The sequence below is a fragment of the Streptomyces sp. NPDC003248 genome (genome assembly GCF_055563235.1).
Genome location: NZ_JBVHDT010000010.1, coordinates 264213 through 283987 on the forward strand (window position 1 = coordinate 264213; position 19775 = coordinate 283987).

The window sequence follows — 19775 nt, forward strand, 5'->3', positions numbered from 1 at the left end:
CACCGGTCCGCGAAGACCGCCGTCACGACGTCCGGGCCGCCGAACGGCGCACGGCCACGCCGGGACGGTTTTCGGCCAACACGCGTGCATCGCCGAAGAGGCGACCGGGGCGGGCTGTCGCGGGTGCCTGTTGATCAATAATCTTGGCCGGTACATCCGTTACCGCCCGAGGGAGCTCCATGGCCACCGCGCAGCAGCAGGTCCCCGACATCCTCTCGCCCGAGTTCGCCGCGGACCCCTACCAGGCCTACCGCGTGATGCGCGACAGCGCCCCGCTGTTCTGGCACGAGGCGACCCAGAGCTACGTCATCTCCCGCTACGAGGACGTGGCGCGCGTCTTCAAGGACAGGGACGGCGAGTTCACCACCGAGAACTACGACTGGCAGCTCGAACCCGTCCACGGCAGGACGATCCTCCAGCTCAGCGGGCGGGAGCACGCGGTGAGGCGTGCGCTCGTCGCCCCCGCCTTCCGCGGCAGCGACCTCCAGGAGAAGTTCCTGCCCGTGATCGAGCGCAACTCCCGTGAGCTGATCGACGGGTTCCGGCACACCGGCTCCGCCGACCTGGTGACCGACTACGCGACCCGCTTCCCGGTCAACGTGATCGCGGACATGCTGGGCCTGGACAAGGCCGACCACGCACGGTTCCACCGCTGGTACACGGCGGTCATCGCCTTCCTCGGCAACCTCTCGGGCGATCCCGAGGTCGCCGCGGCGGGGGAGCGGACCCGGGCGGAGTTCGCCGAGTACATGATCCCGATCATCCGGGCGCGCCGCGACGCCCCCGGCGACGACCTGTTGTCCGCGCTGTGCGCCGCCGAGGTCGACGGCGTGAGGATGAGCGACGAGGACATCAAGGCCTTCTGCAGCCTGCTGCTCGCCGCGGGCGGCGAGACGACGGACAAGGCGATCGCCGGCATCTTCGCCAACCTCCTCCGGCACCCCGAGCAGCTGGCGGCCGTCCGCGAGGACCGCAGCCTGATCGCCCGCGCCTTCGCCGAGACGCTGCGCTACACGCCTCCCGTGCACATGATCATGCGGCAGTCGGCCACCGAGGTCACGCTCAGCAGCGGTGTCGTCCCGGCCGGCGCCACCGTCACCTGCCTGATCGGGGCCGCGAACCGGGACGAGGCCCGCTACCGGGAGCCGGACCGGTTCGACATCTTCCGCGACGACCTGACCACCACCACCGCCTTCTCGGCGGCCGCCGACCACCTCGCCTTCGCGCTCGGCCGGCACTTCTGCGTCGGCGCCCTGCTCGCGAAGGCCGAGGTCGAGATCGGCGTCGGCCAGCTCCTCGACGCCATGCCCGACATACGCCTCGCCGACGACGCCGACCTCGTGGAACAGGGCGTCTTCACGCGAGGCCCGCAGGCCGTACCGGTGCGGTTCACCCCCGCCGGGAACTGATCCCCCGCCTCCGCCCCCCCGGACCGCCGTCCCCCGGACCGCCGTCCCCCGGACCGCCGTCCCCCGGACCGCCGTCCCCCGGACCGCCATCGCCCGTACCGCCGTCCCGAGGATCACCGTCCCCGAGGACCGCATCGCGCGGACCGCCGTCCCGTGCCCCGCCGTCCCGTGCCCCGAGGGGCCGGGCGGCAGGCCGGAGCGGCCGGCGGACGGCACGGGTGCCGCACCACACCGGCAACGACCCGCCCGGGGAGACGTCCGCCCCGGGCGGTGCGCTACTGCACCACCGGGGTGAACTCCACCGGCAGGGCGCTCAGGCCGCGCATCCAGATGGACGGGCGCCAGGTCAGTTCCTCCGGCTCCACGGCGAGGACCAGGTCGGGCAGCCGCTCCAGCAGGTTCTCGACCGCCGTTCGGGCCATGACGTCGGCCAGCAGCGGGGCGGGATAGGGGCACCGGTGCTCCCCGTTGCTGAACGACAGGTGCGCGGCGTTCTCCGCCCCGACGTACGATTCCGGCCAGATCTGGGGATCGGTGTTGGCCGCGGCGAGCCCCAGGACGACGCAGTCACCCGCCCGGATCCGACGCCCGCCGAGCTGGGTGTCGCGCACGGCCCAGCGGCCGATGAAGTTCTGCGTCGGGGTGTCCAGCCAGAGCACCTCGTTCAGCGCCTCGCCCACACTCAGCCGGCCGCCCGACACGCTCAGGGCGAACCGCTCGTCGGTGAGCAGCAACCGCAGCGTGTTGCAGATCCAGTTGGCGGTCGGCTGCTGGGCCGCGGCGATGATGGTGATCAGGTCCTGGACGACCTCCTCGTCGGTCAGCCCGGCCGGATGCAGCAGCATGCGCGAGGTGACGTCCGGGCCCGGCCGCTCCCGCTTCTCCTTCACCAGCTGCTGGATCCGCTCGGCCACCCGCATGTACGCGGCCACCGGATCCTCGCCCTCGGCGGCGTCGAGGGAGATCTGGAGGTCCTCCACGAGCCGCTGGGTGTCCTCACCCGTGTGCGGCATCCCGCACATCTGGACGACGGCACGCATCGGCAGCGCGTGCGCGTACGTACTCATCAGCTCGGCCTGACCGCTCCCCGCGAACGACGCGATGAGCTGGTCGGCGATCTGCCGGCACTCGCGCGCCAGCTCGAACTGGTCGACGCCCTCCAGGGCGTCCGTGATCACCTCGGACCGCCGCCGGTGCTCGTCGCCCTCGGTGAACAGCACCGAGGGCTGGTACCCGACGAACGGCAGCAGCGGCCAGTCCGCCGGGATGTTCTCCCACTGGTTCCAGCGCCGCGAGTCGCGGGCGAACAGCTCGTCGTGGCTCGTCACGTAGCTGACCTCGGAGTAGCCGAGCACCAGCCAGGCGGGGATGTCCCCGTCGAGCAGCACGGGCGCGACGGGGCCGTGCTCCCGGCGCAGCGCCCGGTAGAGCCGCGAGGGATCCTGCTGGTACTCCAGGCCGGCCAGCGGCACCGCGCCCGTGTGGGCGGGGCAGCCCGGGGGAGCGGCGTGCGGGGGAAGGGGTCCGGTGTCGGTCACGGTGTCTTCTCCTGGGCCATGGCCATTTCGTAGAGGTGGTCCACGAGGGTGATCAGCACGTCCTTGCCCGACGACCTGACCCGGGCGTCGCAGTCGACCAGCGGCACGTGCGCGGGCAGGGCGAGTGCCTGGCGGATCTCGTCCAGGGAGTACCGGTTCGGCTCGTCGTCGAACCGGTTGACGGCCACCACGAACGGCGTCTTGTGGTGTTCCAGCCGGTCGATCGCGTACCAGGAGTCGTCCATGCGGCGCGTGTCGACGAGGACGACCGCGCCGAGCGTGCCGGAGAAGAGCCGGTCCCACAGGAACCAGAAGCGCTCCTGGCCCGGAGCGCCGAACAGGTACAGGATCATGCTCTCGTTGAGGCTGATCCGGCCGAAGTCGAACGCCACCGTCGTGGTGGTCTTCGCCGCCACCTTGTTCGTCTCGTCGATGCCGACACCCGCCTGCGTCATCACCTCCTCGGTGTTGAGCGGACGGATCTCGCTGACCGAGCGGACCAGAGTCGTCTTGCCGACCCCGAAACCGCCCACCACGACGATCTTCAGGCCTGTCTCGGCGGCGTCGGACAGCGGTGTGCGCACGGAAGGCAGCTCAGAGGTTGCGGAGCCCATGGAGCACCTCCTTGAGAAAGGCGGAATCGGGGAGTGAGGAGGCGGCGGATCGTGCCGGGGGCGGTTGGCGGACGGTGATCCGGCTCATGGCGAGCAGGTCGCCGAGCAGGATGCGCACCACCGTGATCGGCAGCTTCAGCTCGGCGGCGATCTCGACGACGGCCGTCGGGTGCCGGCACAGTTCCAGGATCCGCACGTGCTCCGACTGCATCCCGGCGGTGGGCCTGCACTCGCTGACCACCAGGGTGACCAGGTCGAACGCGTCGTCCGCGCGGCTGCGCCCGCCGGTGACCGTATAGAGCCGGTCGGGATCACCGGTGTCCACGGGCCGTCGTATCACGACGATGTGCTCCCCTGCGCGCTCTCGCGGGGTTCGGCCCGCAGGTGCTCGCCGAGCTGCTCGACGAGCTCGGTCATCTGGTGACCCACCACGCCGGGGTCGGCGTCCTCCTCGGCGAGGACCGCCAGGTGCGCGCCTTCACCCGCCTGCACGATGAAGAGCTGACCACCGTGGAACTCGGTCATGGAGTGCCGCACCCCACCGCTCCCGTCACCGAACTCGACGGACGCCCCCTGGGCGAGGGACTGCATGCCCGAGCAGATGGCTGCCAACTGGTCGGCCTGGTCGAGCGCCAGGTGTTCGGTCCAGCACAGCTTCAGGCCGTCCCGGGACAGGACCAGCACGTGCCGAGTGCCGGGGGTGCGCTCCAGAAGGCCCTGCAGAAGCCAGGTGAGGCTGTTGTCGGTGGTCTGCATGGTAGGTGATGGGACGGTGGTGTCCTAGGACGCCGGTTGCCGGCCCGTTCCTCCAATCTCACGAGCTTGAGCGGGAAATGAGGGCGCCATGGCTCCGACGCCGGGAAGGACGTGATGCTACTGGCCGGTCCGCGGCCCGGATCCGGGGTCGGCCCCGGCTTCGTCGGTGCCGCCGGCGGAGGTGCGCCCGCTGTGGAAGGCCCCGAAGCGCGAGCCGGCGTCACGCCCCGCCGGACGGGTCCGTCCCGGCGCGTCGTCGGACTCGGGGGAATCGGCCGTCGCCCTGCGCTGGTGGCGTTCGCGCTCGGCCTCGGCCATCGTACGGCCGGGGGCCCGGACGGGAAGACCGTTCGGCGTGGCCTCCAGGGGGCCGTGGGGAGCCGTCCGGCCGGAGGCTTCCGCCGGCGCGGCGGGCCGGACCGCGGGAGCCGGCCGCGCGGCGGGGCCGGGCAGTTCGGCCGCCGCGGGGCGCGAGGCCGTCGTGGGGCGCGAGGCCGTCGTGGGGCGAGAGCCCGCCAGGGGCCGCGAGGACGGCTCCCGCGGTCCGGGGACGGCGTCCGTGACGGCGGCGGGACGGCCCGCCGCCTCCCGCGGTGCGGCATCGCTCCGCTGCGCGAGCAGGTTCAGGGGCAGCAGCACGACGACGCCGGTGCCCCCGCGCGACGACGGCCGGTAGTTGACGCTGATGCCGTACTTGAGGGCCAGCCGCCCGACCACGGCCAGACCGAGCCGTGTGCCCTGGAGCGAGGCGAGGTCCGTCACGCGACCCGCCACGGCCTCCTCGGCGCGCCGCATCGCCGCGTCCGCCATCTTCAGGCCGCTGTCCTCGATCGTGACGATCAGCCCGGCGCTGTGCTCCTCGACGTAGATGTGGACCTCGTCGATCGGCGGCGAGAAGTTGGCGGCGTTGTCCGCCAGCTCGGCGAGCAGGTGCATGACGCCTTCGGCGGCGAAGCCGGAGACGGCGGCGTTCGAGGAACAGTGCAGCCGCACCCGCTGGTACGCCGCGATCCGGCCGGCCGCACCGCGCAGGATGCTCTCCATCACGATCGGCTTGTTCCAGGCGCGGCTGGACCGACCGCCCATCAGCAGCGCCAGCCGGTCGGTCATCAGACCCAGCTGGGACGTGCTGTGATCCAGCTTCAGCAGGTCGCCGAAGACCTCCTCGCCGTGCCGCTCCTGCATCTCCCGCAGGTCGGCGAGCATGCTCACGGTCTTGGCCTGGACACGGCTGAGGGCCTTCGCGGAAGCGGCCTGCGCGGCGGCGGCGCGGCGCTCGCTGTGGGCGAGCTCGCGGACGAACGTTTCGGTGGGCGTCCGCAGCACGGAGGACGGCGGCCACTCCAGCCCGGCGAGCACGGTGTCGGCCGAGCTGCCCTCCCGCAGCTGCTCGACCACGGCGGGCAGCATCTTCTGCGCCACCCGGTCCATCTCCGCGGTGATCCCGTCCAGTTCGTGCCGGACCCGTTGCCGTTCGGCGTCCGCGGCGGTGGCGTACCGCACCGCCTGCTCCATCGCGGCGGCGAAGGCCTGGACGACCTGGAGCAGCCGCGGATCGGCGGGCGGCGACACCTTCGCCAGGGCCTCACGCGCCCCCTCGCCCTCCCCCAGCCGGTCCAGGAGAGCGGGCAGGGTGACGTTCACCAGATGCGCCGACTCCGCCGATTGCTGCGCCGACTGGGCGCTCATCCGGGCGACTTCGGCATCCCGCGCGGCGGCGGACCGGCGGGTCCGCCGGATCAGCACGGCGCAGACGACGACGGTGACCGCCACGCAGGCCCAGGCGACCAGAGCGGTGACCACCGTCCAGGTGCGGGCGGCGGCGGGGGCCGCAGCCATCGCCGCGCCCGCGGCCGCGCCACCCACCAGCAGCACGGTCACGGGCACGGCCGACGAGGCCCGGGGCGCTTCGGCCGACCGACGCTGACTGGGAGATGCAGTCACAGACATTCCGCGGTTCCTCGGTCCTCGAGAGCAGGAAGAACGGGTCGACCGACACACGACGGCCGCAGGCCCGGAAGGAAGGGGGCGACGTGCTCCGCCGATCCGGGTACCGGGTCATGCTAGTCATGCCGCCGACCGTGGTGATCGCACGGGCCGCGCGGCCCGGCCGGAGGAGCCTCCGATGTGAAGTCGGCGGCTGGACAAGGCGGAACAGCAGGGACGCAAGGGAGCATTCCCGTCGAAGTCGATGGCTCACAGCCGGTGTTTTCCGGCCGTCACCGTCCAAAAATCGTCGTTCGTACGGCAGTACGAGTGTGAGTGACTGTCAACTTCCGGGTGGCACGCCCGTTTTTGCGCCCGCCGTGACGCCGAGGGCGTGCGAGGAAATCACAACTCCCCCACACAATCCCCTTCGCCGGCGTCGGCCGGGCGCCGTCGCACACGCCGGCTCCGGCCGCGTGCCGGTGGACGGGTGCGGGACGGCCAGACGACTGGGGAAAGGCCCGACGGCCGGGCGGCGGCCGCGCTGTCGCGCCGTCGCGTACCGGCTCACGGGGGATCCGCCCGGCCCCTGCCGGATCTGCCGTCACGGGAGGGCCGGGACCCGCTAGGTTCGCCCCGGCTATGTGAGATTTCGTGCTACGTGAGAGGGTCAGACGGGTGAGCGAGACAGTACCGAACACCCTGCAATACCGCGTTGACGGGCCAGAAGACGCTCCGGTCCTCATCCTGGGTCCCTCACTGGGAACCACATGGCACATGTGGGACCGCCAGGTGCCCGAACTGGCCGGGCAATGGCGGGTCTTCCGCTTCGACCTGCCCGGTCACGGCGGCGCCCCGGCCCACCCGGCCGGCTCCGTCGCCGACCTGGCCGCGCGGCTGCTGGCCACCCTCGACGCGCTCGGCGTGCAGCGTTTCGGCTACGCGGGCTGCGCGCTCGGCGGCGCGGTCGGCGTGGAGCTGGCCCTGCGCCACCCCGAGCGGGTCGCCTCGCTCGCGCTGATCGCGGCCTCGCCGCGGTTCGGCACGGCGGACGAGTTCCGGCAGCGAGGCGTCATCGTCCGCACCAACGGCCTCGACCCCATCGCCCGCACCTCGCCCGACCGCTGGTTCACCACCGGCTTCGCGGCGGCCCAGCCCGCGATCACCGACTGGGCCGTGCAGATGGTGCGCACCACCGACCCCGGCTGCTACATCGCGGCCTGCGAGGCGCTCGCCTCGTTCGACGTGCGCGCCGAACTCGGCCAGGTCGGCGTGCCGACCCTGGTCCTCGTCGGCTCGGACGACCAGGTCACCGGCCCGGCCGAGGCGCGCACCCTGGTGGCCGGCATCCCGGACGCCCGCCTCGCCGTCGTCCCCGGCGCCTCCCACCTGGTGCCCGTGGAGCAGCCCGCGGCCGTCACCGACCTGCTGGTCCGGCACTTCTCCACCGCCTGGCAGCCCGCCTACGACCACAGCACGGGCCAGACCGCCGTCCCCGGCGTCTCCCTCCGGCAGATCCCGGCGGCGCCCCCGCAGGCCGTGCCCATCGCCGAGATCGCGCCCGCGCCCGTGGTGGCGCCGCCGCCGGAGACGGGCCGCCCCGACCCCTACGACGCGGGTCTGAAGGTGCGCCGCGAGGTGCTCGGCGACGCCCACGTGGACCGGGCCCTGTCGCAGGCCGACGACTTCTCGGGCGACTTCCAGGAGTTCATCACCCGCTACGCCTGGGGCGAGATCTGGGACCGCCCCGGCCTCGACCGGCGGTCCCGCTCCTGCGTCACGCTCACCGCGCTGGTCGCCGGCGGCCACCTGGACGAGCTGGCCTTCCACACCCGCGCCGCGCTGCGCAACGGCCTCACCCCCGACGAGATCAAGGAGGTCCTGCTCCAGGCGGCGGTCTACTGCGGCGTACCGGCGGCGAACAGCGCCTTCCGGGTGGCGCAGCAGGTCATCCGCGAGGAGACGACGCCCACCGAATGAGCGCCGGGTCCGCCGGAGGCAGGATGGACCCATGACGCCCACGACGCCCACGACGCCCATGAAGCTCACGAAGAAGTCGCACGCCTGCGTCCGCCTGGAGAAGGACGGGCGCACGCTCGTCATCGACCCGGGCGCGTTCACCGAGGAGGACGCCGCGCTCGGCGCGGACGTCCTCCTGGTCACGCACGAGCACCCCGACCACTTCGACGAGGCCCGGCTGCGGGCGGCCATGGAGGCCGGCCCGGGCACCGAGATCTGGACCCTGAGGTCCGTCGCGGAGAAGCTCGCGGCCGCCTTCCCGGGCCGCGTCCACACCGTCGGCCACGGCGACACCTTCACCGCCGCCGGCTTCGACGTCCAGGTCCACGGCGAACTGCACGCCGTGATCCACCCGGACCTCCCGCGGGTCACCAACGTCGGCTACCTGATCGACGGCGGCCGCGTCTTCCACCCCGGAGACGCGCTCACCGTCCCCGGCCACCGGGTGGAGACCCTTCTGGCCCCGGTCCAGGCCCCCTGGAACAAGATCTCCGAGGTCATCGAGTACGTCCGCGAGGTCGGGCCGCGGTGGGTCTACGACATCCACGACGCCCTCCTCACCGACCTCGCCCGCCCCCTCTACGACACCCACCTCGGCAACCTGGGCGGCGCGCCGCACGGCCGGCTGGCGTCCGGGGCCTCCGCGGAGCTCTGAGGACGGCGTTGTCACAGGCTCCGGGTAGGTTGTGAGGCATGCGCATCGCGACCTGGAACGTCAACTCGATCACCGCCCGCCTGCCGAGGCTCCTGGCCTGGCTGGAGAGCAGCGGCACCGACGTGCTCTGCCTCCAGGAGGCCAAGGTCGCCGAGGAGCAGTTCCCGGTCGACCAGCTGCGCGAGCTGGGCTACGAGGCGGCGGTCCACGCCACCGGCCGGTGGAACGGCGTGGCGGTGCTCTCCCGCGTCGGCCTGGAGGACGTCGTCAAGGGCCTGCCCGGCGACCCCGGCTACGAGGGCGCCCAGGAGCCCCGCGCGATCTCCGCGACCTGCGGTCCGGTCCGCGTCTGGTCGGTCTACGTGCCGAACGGCCGCGAGGTGGACCACCCCCACTACGCCTACAAGCTCCAGTGGTTCGAGGCCCTCAAGGCCGCCGTCGCGGGTGACGCGGCGGGCAGCCGCCCGTTCGCCGTGCTGGGCGACTACAACGTGGCGCCGACGGACGACGACGTCTTCGACCCGGCCGCCTTCGAGGGCTCCACCCACGTCACCCCCGCCGAGCGCGCCGCCCTGGCCTCCCTGCGCGAGGCGGGCCTGGCGGACGTGGTCCCGCGCCCCCTGAAGTACGAGCACCCCTTCACGTACTGGGACTACCGCCAGCTCTGCTTCCCCAAGAACCGCGGCATGCGGATCGACCTGGTGTACGGCAACGCGCCCTTCGCCAAGGCCGTGCAGGACGCCTACGTCGACCGTGAGGAGCGCAAGGGCAAGGGCGCCTCGGACCACGCGCCGGTCGTCGTCGACCTGGAGGTGTGATCCGTACTCCCGGCGCTGCCCGGCCCGTTGGCGTGCGGACCGCCGCGGCGGCCCGCGCGCCTGTGGTGTGCGCGGCGGTACGAATGTCACGCTGGTGCCATGGAGATCCCCTTTCTTGGCAAATGGCGCAAGAGGCGTGACCCTGCCGTCGGGGTGGCGGTGTTCCCCGAGGACGGCGACGGACCGGGCGGCTACGGCGATCTCCTGGCCGAGTGCGAGCTGCTGCGCTCCCTGGCGGGGCGGGAGGGCGCGGCGCTCGACGACACCGCCGCCTCGCTGGAGACGCTCGACCAGTTGGTGCCGCGCTGGCGCGACGACGACGAACTCCTGCCCTGGCTCGGCAACGACGCCGGGCTCTACCTCGGCACGGTCGTGGTGCGCACCGTGCCCGGCGCCGGCTGGCGGATCCGGCCCGACGGCCGCCCGGTGGTCCGTCTCGCCTCCGGCCGCGAGATCGACGTCGTCTCCGACGGCCAGGCCTGGGCCGCCCACGGCGTCCCCGAACTCTCCCAGGTGTACGCCGAGGTCGCCGAGGCCTGAGCCCCCGTCCCGGACCGGCGGTGCGCCCCGGCCCACCACCCGCATCTGCCGGGGGCGCGGGCCGGACGAGGCCCATCACAAGGCGACTTCCGGCCCCGGAACCCCGGCGCACCGGAACCCCGGCGCACCGCGCACCCGCACCCTGGACGGTGCGCGGTACCCAGCATCGTCGGCGTCACCCCGCACCGCACCCCTGGACCGTGCGCCGCAGCCGGTGCCGCGTCAGACCTCCCGACGGCCCGTCCCTGCCGGCCGCCACCGTCCTCCGGGCAGCCGACCCCTCACCGGCCCCCGGGGTCCTGCCCAACGCTCCGGGGCCCACCGGCCCTGGAGGGAGCCGACCGACCTCCTGGTCGTTGCCGACCGGTTTCCGCCGGCCCTGGCGGGCGCTGACCGACCCCAGCCGGTCCGGCAGGCCCCGCGGCCGACCCGACGGCCCCGCGCTGGTGACCGGCCCGAGCCCGTCGCAGCGCACTCCGTGCCCGTCCCCGCAGTCCCCGTTCGCAGGCCGTTCCCTTGCCAGGAACCTCGGCTAGCATGGTCCGTTCATCCCCGCGGTCGGACGCGCGCCGCACCGCACCGGGGATGTGCAGGGCGCTCACCTCGGCCGTCGCCGCGGCGGGGGCGCTGCCGCCGGGTGGGAGTCCCCACGGCCCTTCGGCCGCGGGGGCACTGGTCCACAGAGCTCCATCCGTCCGGCCGCGCGGCCGGAGATCACTGCTCGCGCAGGGGAACGACCCGATGGACGGGGCGTTCCCGGCGGGGAGAAGGTCAGCCGCGCGCCGGACGGGTCGTGCTCGAAGAGCACGGACCGTCCGGGACCGCGACCGGCAACCGGCAGTCGACGACCGGCAACCGGCAACGACGACCGGTGAAACGACGAACCGTACTCAGGACGCCCGGTGGGAAGGCCGCGCGGCGGTCGCCTGGGGCGGTAGTGGTGTCTGGGCCGGCCGGGTCACGTCCGCGACCAGTTCGACCACGTCCGGGCCGTACGCCTGCGAGTTGACCACCTTCAGCAGCAGCACGAAGGAGCTGTCGCCGTGCTTGCGGTGCAGCCGCTCGTGGTGGCGGGCGAGGTAGCGGGTCGCGGCCTGGTTGGTGATCGCGCGCTGCCCGCAGAACAGGAACACCGGCCGGGTCTCACCCCGTTGACCCACCGTGAGCCGGGCCAGCAGCACGTACTCGGTGACGCCCGGATCCATGCGGTAGCGCTCGCCGCCGATCTGGAACGCGCCGCGGTCGGGCCCCGGTTCGGGATCGACGTTGACCCGTACGCCGGGCAGCATCGCCGCCATGTGCGCCGTCATGCGCCGGTTGGAGCCGGGTCCGCCCACGCAGAACTCGGTTCGCTCGCCGAAGCCCTGATGGACCGAGTCCTGCGTGACCACCTGGACGTTCGCCCCGCACTCCTTGACCAGCGCGGAGAGTTCCAGGAGGGCGAAGACGTCGAAGCGGTGGACCGCCGGTTCGGCGGTCGCCGGATCCCGGTTGACGACCAGCAGCGACTCCGAGTTGTCCGGCAGCCCGAAGAACGCCTGCTTGCGCCGCAGCTTCCGCTTCCACAGGTAGGTACGGGCCACCCAGCCGAGCGCGGCGCTGATACCGGCCGCGACCACACCCAGGACGATGTTGCGCACGTCGTCATTCATGGGCGCGCATGCTAGCGGGCGAACGCAAACCCGTGTTCGACACGCGCTGCCACGCGCTCCTGACGGGGCGTCGGTGGGTGGCATAGGCTGCGCGGACGGACCCGGACTGGAGGTACGGATGCGTCGCCCTGTCGCGCGGAAGCTGTCGGTCCTGGCGGTCTCGGCCGCCGTCGTGTCGGTGGGAGCCACCGCCCCACCGACCGCACCGGACACGCCCGTCGAGAAGACCCCGGTCGCCGTCGGCTACGGCGGCGCCGTCGCCAGCGTCGACGCGGACGCCTCCGCGGCCGGCATCGAGGTACTGCGCAAGGGCGGCAACGCCGTCGACGCGGCCGTCGCCACCGCCGCCGCCCTCGGTGTCACCGAGCCGTACTCCGCCGGCATCGGCGGAGGCGGCTACTTCGTCTACTACGACGCCAAGTCCCGTACCGTCCACACGATCGACGGCCGGGAGACCGCCCCGCTCACCGCCGACGCGGACCTCTTCCTGGAGAACGGCAAGCCCCTCGCCTTCGCCGACGCCGTCAGCAGCGGCCTCGGCGTGGGCACCCCGGGCACGCCCGCCACCTGGGCGACCGCCCTCGACAAGTGGGGCAGCAGGAAGCTCGGTACGGTGCTGGCGCCCGCCGAGCGCCTCGCCCGCGACGGCTTCACCGTCGACGACACCTTCCGCACCCAGACCGCCGCCAACGAGACCCGCTTCCGCTACTTCCCGGACACCGCCGACCTCTTCCTGCCCGACGGACAGCTTCCGGTCGTCGGCTCGACGTTCAAGAACCCCGACCTCGCCCGCACCTACGCGGAGCTGGCGAAGAAGGGCGTGGGCGCCCTGTACCGGGGGGACCTCGCCGACGACATCGTCGACACCGTCAACCACCCGCCGGTCGACCCGGCCTCCGGCTGGAACGCCCGCCCCGGCGCGCTGTCGGAGAAGGACCTCGCCGCCTACCGCGCCAAGCTCCAGGCGCCCAGCAGGACCACCTACCGCGGTCTCGGCGTCTACTCCATCGCGCCCTCCTCCTCCGGCGGCACGACCGTCGGCGAGGCGCTCAACATCCTGGAGCGGACGGACCTGTCGAAGGCGAGCGAGACCCAGTACCTGCACCGCTTCATCGAGGCGAGCCGCATCGCGTTCGCCGACCGCGGGCGCTGGGTCGGCGACCCCGCCTTCGAGGACGTACCGACGAAGGAACTGCTGTCGCAGCGCTACGCCGACTCGCGGGCGTGCCTGATCCGCGACGACGCGGTCCTCACCAGCCCGGTCGCACCCGGCGACCCGCGCGACCCGGCGGCCTGCACCACCGGCGGGACGGCCGCGCCGACGACGTACGAGGGCGAGAACACCACCCATCTGACGGTGGCCGACCAGTGGGGGAACGTCGTCTCCTACACGCTGACCATCGAGCAGACCGGCGGCAGCGGCATCACCGTCCCCGGGCGCGGCTTCCTCCTCAACAACGAGCTGACGGACTTCTCCTTCGCCCCGGCCAACCCGGCCGTCCACGACCCGAACCTGCCCGGCCCGGGCAAGCGGCCGCGGTCGTCGATCTCACCGACGATCGTCCTCGACCGGAACGACAAGCCGGTGGTGGCGCTCGGCTCGCCCGGCGGCGCGACCATCATCACCACCGTGCTCCAGACCCTCACCGGGTTCCTCGACCGGGGCCTGCCGCTCGTCGACGCCATCGCCGCGCCCCGCGCCAGCCAGCGCAACGCGGCCCAGACCGAACTCGAACCGGGCCTGTACGGGAGCGGGACGGCGCAAGCCCTCGAAGCGCTCGGGCACTCCTTCAAGCCGAACGCGGAGATCGGCGCGGCCACCGGCGTGCAGCGGCTGCCCGACGGCAGGTGGCTGGCGGCCGCCGAGACGGTACGGCGCGGTGGCGGCTCGGCGCAGGTGGTGCGCCCCGCCTCGTAGCCCGCCCCCCCCCCTCGCAGCGCCCCCCGCCTCACAGCTCCGGCGGGGGGACGTCCGTCGGGGAGACGTCCGTCGGGGAGACGTCCGTCGGGGGGACGGGCGTCGGGGAGACGGGCGGCGGCGGGGTGACGAACGCCAGCCGTCCGCCCTCCACGTCCACGCTCACCCGGTCGCCCTCCCGCACCCGCCCGTCGAGCAGCAGCCGGGACAGCTCGTTGTCGACCTCGCGCTGGATGGTGCGGCGCAGCGGACGCGCACCGTACTCGGGCTGGTAGCCGCGCTCGGCGAGCCAGTCGACGGCCGCGTCCGTGAACTCGACCGTGATGCCCTGCGCGCGCAGCAGCCGGCGGGTCTGCTCCAGCAGCAGATCGGTGATCTCCCGCAGCTGCCCGCCGGTCAGCTGGCGGAAGACGACGATCTCGTCGATGCGGTTGAGGAACTCCGGCCGGAAGTGCTCGCGCAGCGGCCGCAGGATCTGCTCCCGCCGCGCCACCTCGTCGGCGTCCGTGCCGCCCGACCCGAAACCGATGCCGGCACCGCGCCGGGTGATGACCTCCGACCCCAGGTTGCTGGTCATCACGATGACCGTGTTGGCGAAGTCGACCGTGCGGCCCTGGGAGTCGGTGAGCCGGCCGTCGTCGAGCACCTGGAGCAGGATGTTGAAGACGTCCGGGTGCGCCTTCTCCACCTCGTCGAGCAGCAGCAGCGAGTACGGGTGCCGGCGCACGACCTCGGTGAGCTGGCCCGCCTCCTCGTGGCCGACGTAGCCGGGCGGGGCGCCGACCAGCCGGCTGACGGTGTGCCGCTCCTGGTACTCGCTCATGTCGAGGCGCACCATGCGCTCCTCGCTGCCGAACAGCGCCTCGGCGAGGGCGCGGGCCAGCTCCGTCTTGCCGACGCCGGTCGGGCCGAGGAAGAGGAAGCTGCCGATCGGCCGGTCCGGGCTCGCGAGACCGGCGCGGGAGCGCAGCACCGCGTCGGAGACCACCCGCACGGCCTGGTCCTGGCCGATGACCCGCTCGTGCAGATGCTCCTCCAGACCCAGCAGCCGTTCCTTCTCCTCCTGGGTGAGGCTGGCGACGGGGATGCCGGTCTGCCGGGACACCACCTCGGCGACGGCCCCGGCGGTGACCTCCAGGTCCAGTCCCTCGTCCGCCTCGCCGCCGCCGGCCGCGTCCTCGATCCGCTGCCTCAGCTCGACGATCCGGTCCCGCAACTGCGTCGCCTGCTCGTACTGCTCGTCGGTGACCGCCTGGTCCTTGTCCCGGACGAGCTGCTCGACCTCGCGCTCCATGGCGCGCACGTCCGTGCCCTTCGTCCGGGCGCCGAGGCGGACCCGGGCGCCGGCCTGGTCGATCAGGTCGATGGCCTTGTCCGGCAGCCGCCGGTCGGTGAGGTACCGGTCGGACAGCTCCACGGCCGCGACCAGCGCCTCGTCGGTGTAGCGGACCTGGTGGTGGGCCTCGTAGCGGTCCCGCAGCCCGCGCAGGATCTCGATCGTGTCCGGCACCGACGGCTCGGGCACCAGGATCGGCTGGAAGCGGCGGGCCAGCGCCGCGTCCTTCTCGATCCGCCGGAACTCCTCCAGCGTCGTCGCGCCCACGATGTGCAGCTCGCCGCGGGCCAGCGGCGGCTTGAGGATGTTGCCCGCGTCCAGGGAACCGCCCTCCCCGCCTCCGCCGGCGCCGACGACGGTGTGCAGCTCGTCGATGAAGACGATCAGCCGGTCGGAGTGGGTGCGGATCTCGTCGACGATGGTGTTCAGGCGTTCCTCGAAGTCGCCCCGGTAGCGGGTGCCGGCGACCACGCCGGTCAGGTCCAGGGCGACGACCCGGCGCGCGGTGAGGACGTCCGGCACGTCGCCGTCCGCGATGCGCTGGGCGAGCCCCTCCACGACCGCGGTCTTGCCGACACCCGCGTCGCCGATCAGCACCGGGTTGTTCTTGCCGCGCCGGGAGAGCACCTCGATCGTCTGCTCGATCTCGTCGTCGCGTCCGATCACCGGGTCGATACGGCCCTGGCGGGCCAGGTCGGTGAGATCACGCCCGTACTTGTCCAGCGTGGGCGTGCCGGTGGGCTTGGGCCGCTCCGCCCGGTCCTGCGCGGCGTCCGGGACCTCCGTCGCACCACCCGAGGGCGCGAACCGGGCCGCGTTCAGGATGTGGCCGGCCGCGGAGTCCGGGTTCGCCGCGAGGGCGCTCAGCACGTGCTCCGGACCGATGTGGCCCGCGCCGCGCGACCGGGCCAGGTCATGGGCGTCCAGCAGGGCGCGCTTGGCGGCCGGGGTCAGGGACAGCGAGGTGAGCGCCGGCGACTCGCCCGGCGGGTGCTGGGCCGGGCCCGACCGCTCGTCGATCTCCGTCGCGAGGGAGTCGGGGTCGGCACCGGCCCGGCTCAGCAGCGTGCGCGTCGGCTCCGTCACGAGGGCCGCGCGCAGCAGGTGCTCGGTGTCCAGATCGCGGCTGCCGTGCTCGGCGGCGTACTGCGCCGCGCCGCGGACCAGATCCCTGGCCGGCTGGCTGAGGAGCTGGCCGATGTTGATCTGGCGGGGGCCGGGGCGGGGCCCGCCGAAGAAGCGGGCCAGGAATTCACCGAAGGGGTCGTTGTAGCCCTCCGGGCTGGTGAAGCCGCTGGTCATGGCGTTCCGTTCCATCGACTGCACTGCCGGTGCGACGGGTGCCCCTGCCGTGCGGTGCTAACCCTGCGAGGTGGGTGGGGACACCGTGTCCACCTTGTCACGGTCGTTGGTGGGCAGCATTTTGTGCTGGGTGGCTGGGTGGCTGGGTGGCTGGGTGGCTGGGGTGGTCCGTGGTTCCGGGGCCCGGGGCCCGGGGGCCGGGGTGATCCGGGGTTCCGGGACCTGGGTGGTGCGGGTGGCGGAGGCGGTGCGGGCGGTGCGGGCGGCGGAGGCGGTGCGTGCGGCGGAGGCGGTGCGTGCGGCGGAGGCGGTGCGGGTGGTACGGCGGCTGCGGGCCGCGGGGACCGGGCGCGTGGCCCCGCCGGTCGCCCCCGCGCCCCTCAGAGGCGCCGTCCTACCGCCGCTCGGTGAGGATCCGCGGGCCCGACTCCGTGATCGCCACCGTGTGTTCCGCGTGGGCCGCCCTCGAACCGTCGTTCGTCCTGAGGGTCCAGCCGTCGGGGGCCTCGTGGTAGCCGTCCGTGCCGCCGGCGATGACCATGGGCTCGATCGCCAGGACCAGGCCGGGGCGGAGCGGGAGGCCCCGGCCCGGCCGGCCCTCGTTGGGCACCGGCGGGTCCTCGTGCATCCGGCGGCCGATGCCGTGCCCGCCGAAGCCGTCCGGGATGCCGTAGCCGGCGGCCCGGCAGACCGCGCCGACGGCATGGGCGATGTCGCCGATGCGGTGGCCCACGACGGCCGCCTCGATGCCGGCCGCGAGGGCCCGTTCGGCGGTCTCGATCAGCCGCAGGTCCGCCGGGCGCGGCCGGCCCACGGTGAAGCTGATCGCCGAGTCGCCGGCCCAGCCGCCGAGCTGTGCGCCGCAGTCGATCGAGACCAGGTCGCCGTCGCGCAGCCGGTAGCCGTCGGGGATGCCGTGGACGATCGCCTCGTTCACGGACGCGCAGATCACCGCCGGGAAAGGGGTGGGCGCGAAGGACGGCCGGTAGCCGAGGAACGGTGAGCCCGCCCCCGCGGCGCGCAGCACGTCGCGCGCCACCTCGTCCAGCTCCAGCAGGGAGACCCCCACGTCGGCGGCGTCCCGCACGGCCGTCAGCGCACGCGCGACCACCTGCCCCGCCTCGTACATGGCGTCGATCGATGTGTCCGTCTTCAGTTCCACCATGCCAATTACTATACCGGTATTAGAATGACGGCATGGTGCGCACCCCGTTGACCCCCGAAGAGCGCGAACGCGGCGAGCGGCTCGGCGGCCTCCTCCGCGAGGCCCGAGGCGGCCGCAGCATGACCGAGATCGCGGCGATCGCCGGCATCTCCGCCGAGACCCTCCGCAAGATCGAGACCGGCCGGGCCCCGACCCCGGCCTTCTTCACGGTCGCCGCCCTGGCCCGGGCCCTCGGGCTGTCGCTGGACGAGCTGGCGGAGCGGTGCGCACTCGTGCCGGTGTGAGGCGGGAGGCAGAGGCTTCGCGCCCGTCCCGCGTCGCCCCGGAAAACTCCCCGTAGCCGCGCCGTAACACAACTGGTGTTTTCTACGGACCGTGATGTTCCGGTCGCGCGGGAGGTGGACGATGGCTCCGGATCGGCTCCCGGCCCCGGTGCGGGAGTTCGCGGACTACCTGGACGGCCTCCTGGCGCGCCTGGACCAGGGCGCCGGCTGGTGCGCGGTGTTCTGGCAGCGCGACCCGGACGGCATGCAAGCCTGTCTCGACGGGCACGAGGTGCCGCCGTGGGACGTGGTGGAGGCGCTGCTCCAGGACCTGGCCGCGGAGTACGGCACGCAGGCCGCCGCCCAGGACGCGGAGCGGGCCCGGCTCCTGCACCTCGCCGCCCTGGTCGCCCACGACGACCGGCCCGGCGGCCGCGACGCCCTGGAGGGCCGGCTCGACGCCATGCTGCGCGAACAGCGCCACGCGGTCGAGCACCAGGCCGAACTGGGCCGGCTGCTGGCCGCCGCGGCCGACCGCGACGAGGCCGACGCCCTCCGCCTCGACCTCGCCTGGGCCCACGACGACCACGAGCGGGCCACCGCCCGCTGCGCCGAACTGCGGTACCGGATCGCGGAGGCCGACCGGCGCGCGGAGGACGGGCGGCGCGCGGAGGCCGACCGGCGCGCGGAGGCCGACCGGCGCGCGGAGGACGGGCGGCACGCGGAGGACGGGCGGACACCGCCCCCGCCCCCGGCGCGCCGGACCGCCGACGCCCCCGCCCCCAGCACCCCGGCGTCCGCGCCCGCGTACGCCGGCGTCCAGATCGGTACGGCGCCGACGTACGCCGATGCCCCGAGCGTTCCGGCGCCCATGTATGCCGATGCCCCGATCGATACGGCGCCGACGTACGCCGACGTCCTGACCGCCACGCCGTCCGCGTATGCCGACACCCCGAGCACCACGGCGCCCACGTACACGGACGGCTCGATCGCCGCCCCCGCCCCCGCCCCTGCCCCCGCTCCCGTTTCTGCGCCCACCCCCACCCCCACCCCCAAGCAGCGCAAGCGCAGGCGGGGCAGTGCCCGCTTCGCCGGCCTGGTGGAGGAGGAGACCGCCGGCCCCGTCGTCGTCCCGCCCGCCGCCGAACCCGCGCCGTCCGCGTTCGCCACGTCCCCGTCCGACGCGCCGGCCGCGTCCGCCTCCGCCGTGTCCCCGTCCGCCGCGCGCCGCGCCCCCCGCGGGGCGCGCTTCGCCGGGGCGACCGGGGCCGCCGAGGCGCTGGCGGAGCGGCCCGAGCCGGGGGGCGAGGCGTGGGCCGAGCCGGGGGACGCGGTGGCGCGGCGGGAGAGCGCCGAGGCGGTGGACCGGCTGGTGCGGCTGCGCGCCGAGGGCCGCAGCGGAGAGGCCCACGCGCTGCTCGTGGAACTCGCGTACTGGCCCGCCGTCCGGATCCCGCTGCTCGCCGCCGACCTCCGCCGCGCCGGGCTCGACGCCGACTGGACGACCCTGCTGTGGGAGGCCGCCTCGCTGCCCGCCGACCGGCTGGTCGCCGCCGCGGACGCCCTGGCCGGGGCGGGGCGCACGGCCGACGGGGAGCAGATCCTGCGGCAGGGCGTCGTCCGGCCGGCCGACGAGATCGGGGAAGCCGCCCTCGGTCTGCTCGCGCAGGGCCGCCGCCCCGCGGCACGGTCGCTGCTCGACGCCTACGTCCGGGTGCGCACCCCCGAGGAGGCGGCCCGCAGCGCCGCCCCGGATCCGCGGGTCCTCGTCCCGCTGCTGCTGGAGGCGGCCCGGGGCGTGTCGGACGAGCGGCACCGGTACCTGGCGCACGCCCTGCGGGCCGCCGGGCTCACGGGCTGACCG

The 19775-nt window shown here is 73.8% G+C and carries 16 protein-coding genes; 8 read left to right on the plus strand and 8 right to left on the minus strand.

From position 1 onward, the window contains the following. The first annotated feature begins 179 nt into the window (after nucleotides 1-179). Nucleotides 180-1409, plus strand: coding sequence for a cytochrome P450 (locus tag ACZ3KJ_RS23885; RefSeq protein WP_467529837.1), 1230 nt, complete (start codon nucleotides 180-182; stop codon nucleotides 1407-1409). Between the two features lie 275 nt (nucleotides 1410-1684). Here the strand turns inward: ACZ3KJ_RS23885 and ACZ3KJ_RS23890 are convergent, their stop codons facing one another. The 5 genes from ACZ3KJ_RS23890 to ACZ3KJ_RS23910 all read right to left on the minus strand — a co-directional run bounded on the left by ACZ3KJ_RS23890 (nucleotide 1685) and on the right by ACZ3KJ_RS23910 (nucleotide 6267). Next, complete coding sequence (locus ACZ3KJ_RS23890; protein ID WP_467529839.1) at nucleotides 1685-2947, minus strand: cytochrome P450; 1263 nt, start codon at nucleotides 2945-2947, stop codon at nucleotides 1685-1687. Further along, complete coding sequence (locus ACZ3KJ_RS23895; protein WP_385066196.1) at nucleotides 2944-3561, minus strand: GTP-binding protein; 618 nt, start codon at nucleotides 3559-3561, stop codon at nucleotides 2944-2946. The genes ACZ3KJ_RS23890 and ACZ3KJ_RS23895 overlap by 4 nt, the downstream gene beginning before the upstream one ends. Beyond that, nucleotides 3542-3901 carry a DUF742 domain-containing protein gene (locus ACZ3KJ_RS23900; protein WP_467529841.1) on the minus strand — a complete coding sequence of 120 codons (360 nt, stop codon included), beginning with the start codon at nucleotides 3899-3901 and terminating at the stop codon, nucleotides 3542-3544. The genes ACZ3KJ_RS23895 and ACZ3KJ_RS23900 overlap by 20 nt, the downstream gene beginning before the upstream one ends. Further along, complete coding sequence (locus tag ACZ3KJ_RS23905) at nucleotides 3898-4317, minus strand: roadblock/LC7 domain-containing protein (RefSeq protein ID WP_389514871.1); 420 nt, start codon at nucleotides 4315-4317, stop codon at nucleotides 3898-3900. The genes ACZ3KJ_RS23900 and ACZ3KJ_RS23905 overlap by 4 nt, the downstream gene beginning before the upstream one ends. A gap of 117 nt (nucleotides 4318-4434) precedes the next feature. After that, nucleotides 4435-6267 carry a sensor histidine kinase gene (locus ACZ3KJ_RS23910; RefSeq protein WP_467529844.1) on the minus strand — a complete coding sequence of 611 codons (1833 nt, stop codon included), beginning with the start codon at nucleotides 6265-6267 and terminating at the stop codon, nucleotides 4435-4437. A 654-nt stretch (nucleotides 6268-6921) separates the two neighbouring features. Between ACZ3KJ_RS23910 and pcaDC the strand changes: the two genes are divergently transcribed. From pcaDC to ACZ3KJ_RS23930, 4 genes are all read left to right on the plus strand, one after another. Further along, complete coding sequence (gene pcaDC / locus ACZ3KJ_RS23915) at nucleotides 6922-8223, plus strand: bifunctional 3-oxoadipate enol-lactonase/4-carboxymuconolactone decarboxylase PcaDC (protein WP_467529846.1); 1302 nt, start codon at nucleotides 6922-6924, stop codon at nucleotides 8221-8223. Between the two features lie 58 nt (nucleotides 8224-8281). Then, on the plus strand, nucleotides 8282-8917 hold the full coding sequence (locus ACZ3KJ_RS23920) for an MBL fold metallo-hydrolase (RefSeq protein ID WP_467529910.1): 636 nt from the start codon (nucleotides 8282-8284) through the stop codon (nucleotides 8915-8917). 38 nt (nucleotides 8918-8955) lie between these two features. Continuing rightward, on the plus strand, nucleotides 8956-9735 hold the full coding sequence (locus ACZ3KJ_RS23925) for an exodeoxyribonuclease III (RefSeq protein WP_467529848.1): 780 nt from the start codon (nucleotides 8956-8958) through the stop codon (nucleotides 9733-9735). Nucleotides 9736-9834: 99 nt separating this feature from the next. Beyond that, nucleotides 9835-10275, plus strand: a complete 441-nt coding sequence (locus ACZ3KJ_RS23930) for a DUF6278 family protein (RefSeq protein WP_389514820.1) — start codon at nucleotides 9835-9837, stop codon at nucleotides 10273-10275. A gap of 890 nt (nucleotides 10276-11165) precedes the next feature. On the opposite strand, the gene ACZ3KJ_RS23935 is transcribed toward ACZ3KJ_RS23930, so the two are convergent. Continuing rightward, on the minus strand, nucleotides 11166-11927 hold the full coding sequence (locus ACZ3KJ_RS23935; protein WP_467529850.1) for a hypothetical protein: 762 nt from the start codon (nucleotides 11925-11927) through the stop codon (nucleotides 11166-11168). Between the two features lie 118 nt (nucleotides 11928-12045). On the opposite strand from ACZ3KJ_RS23935, the gene ggt reads away from it, so the two are divergent. After that, the gene (gene ggt, locus ACZ3KJ_RS23940; protein WP_467529852.1) at nucleotides 12046-13845 is read left to right on the plus strand and encodes a gamma-glutamyltransferase; all 1800 of its coding nucleotides are present in this window, start codon (nucleotides 12046-12048) and stop codon (nucleotides 13843-13845) included. Between the two features lie 31 nt (nucleotides 13846-13876). Here ggt and ACZ3KJ_RS23945 read toward each other — a convergent pair whose 3' ends face one another. Beyond that, the gene (locus ACZ3KJ_RS23945) at nucleotides 13877-16483 is read right to left on the minus strand and encodes an ATP-dependent Clp protease ATP-binding subunit (protein ID WP_467529853.1); all 2607 of its coding nucleotides are present in this window, start codon (nucleotides 16481-16483) and stop codon (nucleotides 13877-13879) included. A gap of 394 nt (nucleotides 16484-16877) precedes the next feature. After that, a complete protein-coding gene (map, locus tag ACZ3KJ_RS23950; protein WP_467529855.1) occupies nucleotides 16878-17648 on the minus strand; it encodes a type I methionyl aminopeptidase in 771 nt (256 codons plus the stop codon). Nucleotides 17649-17680: 32 nt separating this feature from the next. On the opposite strand from map, the gene ACZ3KJ_RS23955 reads away from it, so the two are divergent. Together ACZ3KJ_RS23955 and ACZ3KJ_RS23960 are read left to right on the plus strand one after the other, a co-directional pair. Continuing rightward, nucleotides 17681-17932 carry a helix-turn-helix domain-containing protein gene (locus tag ACZ3KJ_RS23955; protein ID WP_401695763.1) on the plus strand — a complete coding sequence of 84 codons (252 nt, stop codon included), beginning with the start codon at nucleotides 17681-17683 and terminating at the stop codon, nucleotides 17930-17932. 121 nt (nucleotides 17933-18053) lie between these two features. Next, nucleotides 18054-19772: a hypothetical protein gene (locus ACZ3KJ_RS23960; protein ID WP_467529857.1), complete on the plus strand. Its 1719-nt coding sequence runs from the start codon at nucleotides 18054-18056 to the stop codon at nucleotides 19770-19772. Nucleotides 19773-19775: the final 3 nt, after the last annotated feature.

Coding starts and splice junctions, on each gene's coding strand:
- ACZ3KJ_RS23885 (WP_467529837.1), top strand. CDS start 180: ATGGCCACCGCGCAGCAGCAGGTCCCCGACATCCTCTCGCCCGAGTTC.
- ACZ3KJ_RS23930 (WP_389514820.1), top strand. CDS start 9,835: ATGGAGATCCCCTTTCTTGGCAAATGGCGCAAGAGGCGTGACCCTGCC.
- map (WP_467529855.1), bottom strand. CDS start 17,648: ATGGTGGAACTGAAGACGGACACATCGATCGACGCCATGTACGAGGCG.
- ACZ3KJ_RS23905 (WP_389514871.1), bottom strand. CDS start 4,317: ATGCAGACCACCGACAACAGCCTCACCTGGCTTCTGCAGGGCCTTCTG.
- ACZ3KJ_RS23920 (WP_467529910.1), top strand. CDS start 8,282: ATGAAGCTCACGAAGAAGTCGCACGCCTGCGTCCGCCTGGAGAAGGAC.
- ACZ3KJ_RS23945 (WP_467529853.1), bottom strand. CDS start 16,483: ATGACCAGCGGCTTCACCAGCCCGGAGGGCTACAACGACCCCTTCGGT.
- ACZ3KJ_RS23925 (WP_467529848.1), top strand. CDS start 8,956: ATGCGCATCGCGACCTGGAACGTCAACTCGATCACCGCCCGCCTGCCG.
- ACZ3KJ_RS23960 (WP_467529857.1), top strand. CDS start 18,054: ATGGCTCCGGATCGGCTCCCGGCCCCGGTGCGGGAGTTCGCGGACTAC.
- ACZ3KJ_RS23935 (WP_467529850.1), bottom strand. CDS start 11,927: ATGAATGACGACGTGCGCAACATCGTCCTGGGTGTGGTCGCGGCCGGT.
- ACZ3KJ_RS23955 (WP_401695763.1), top strand. CDS start 17,681: ATGGTGCGCACCCCGTTGACCCCCGAAGAGCGCGAACGCGGCGAGCGG.
- ggt (WP_467529852.1), top strand. CDS start 12,046: ATGCGTCGCCCTGTCGCGCGGAAGCTGTCGGTCCTGGCGGTCTCGGCC.
- ACZ3KJ_RS23895 (WP_385066196.1), bottom strand. CDS start 3,561: ATGGGCTCCGCAACCTCTGAGCTGCCTTCCGTGCGCACACCGCTGTCC.
- ACZ3KJ_RS23910 (WP_467529844.1), bottom strand. CDS start 6,267: ATGTCTGTGACTGCATCTCCCAGTCAGCGTCGGTCGGCCGAAGCGCCC.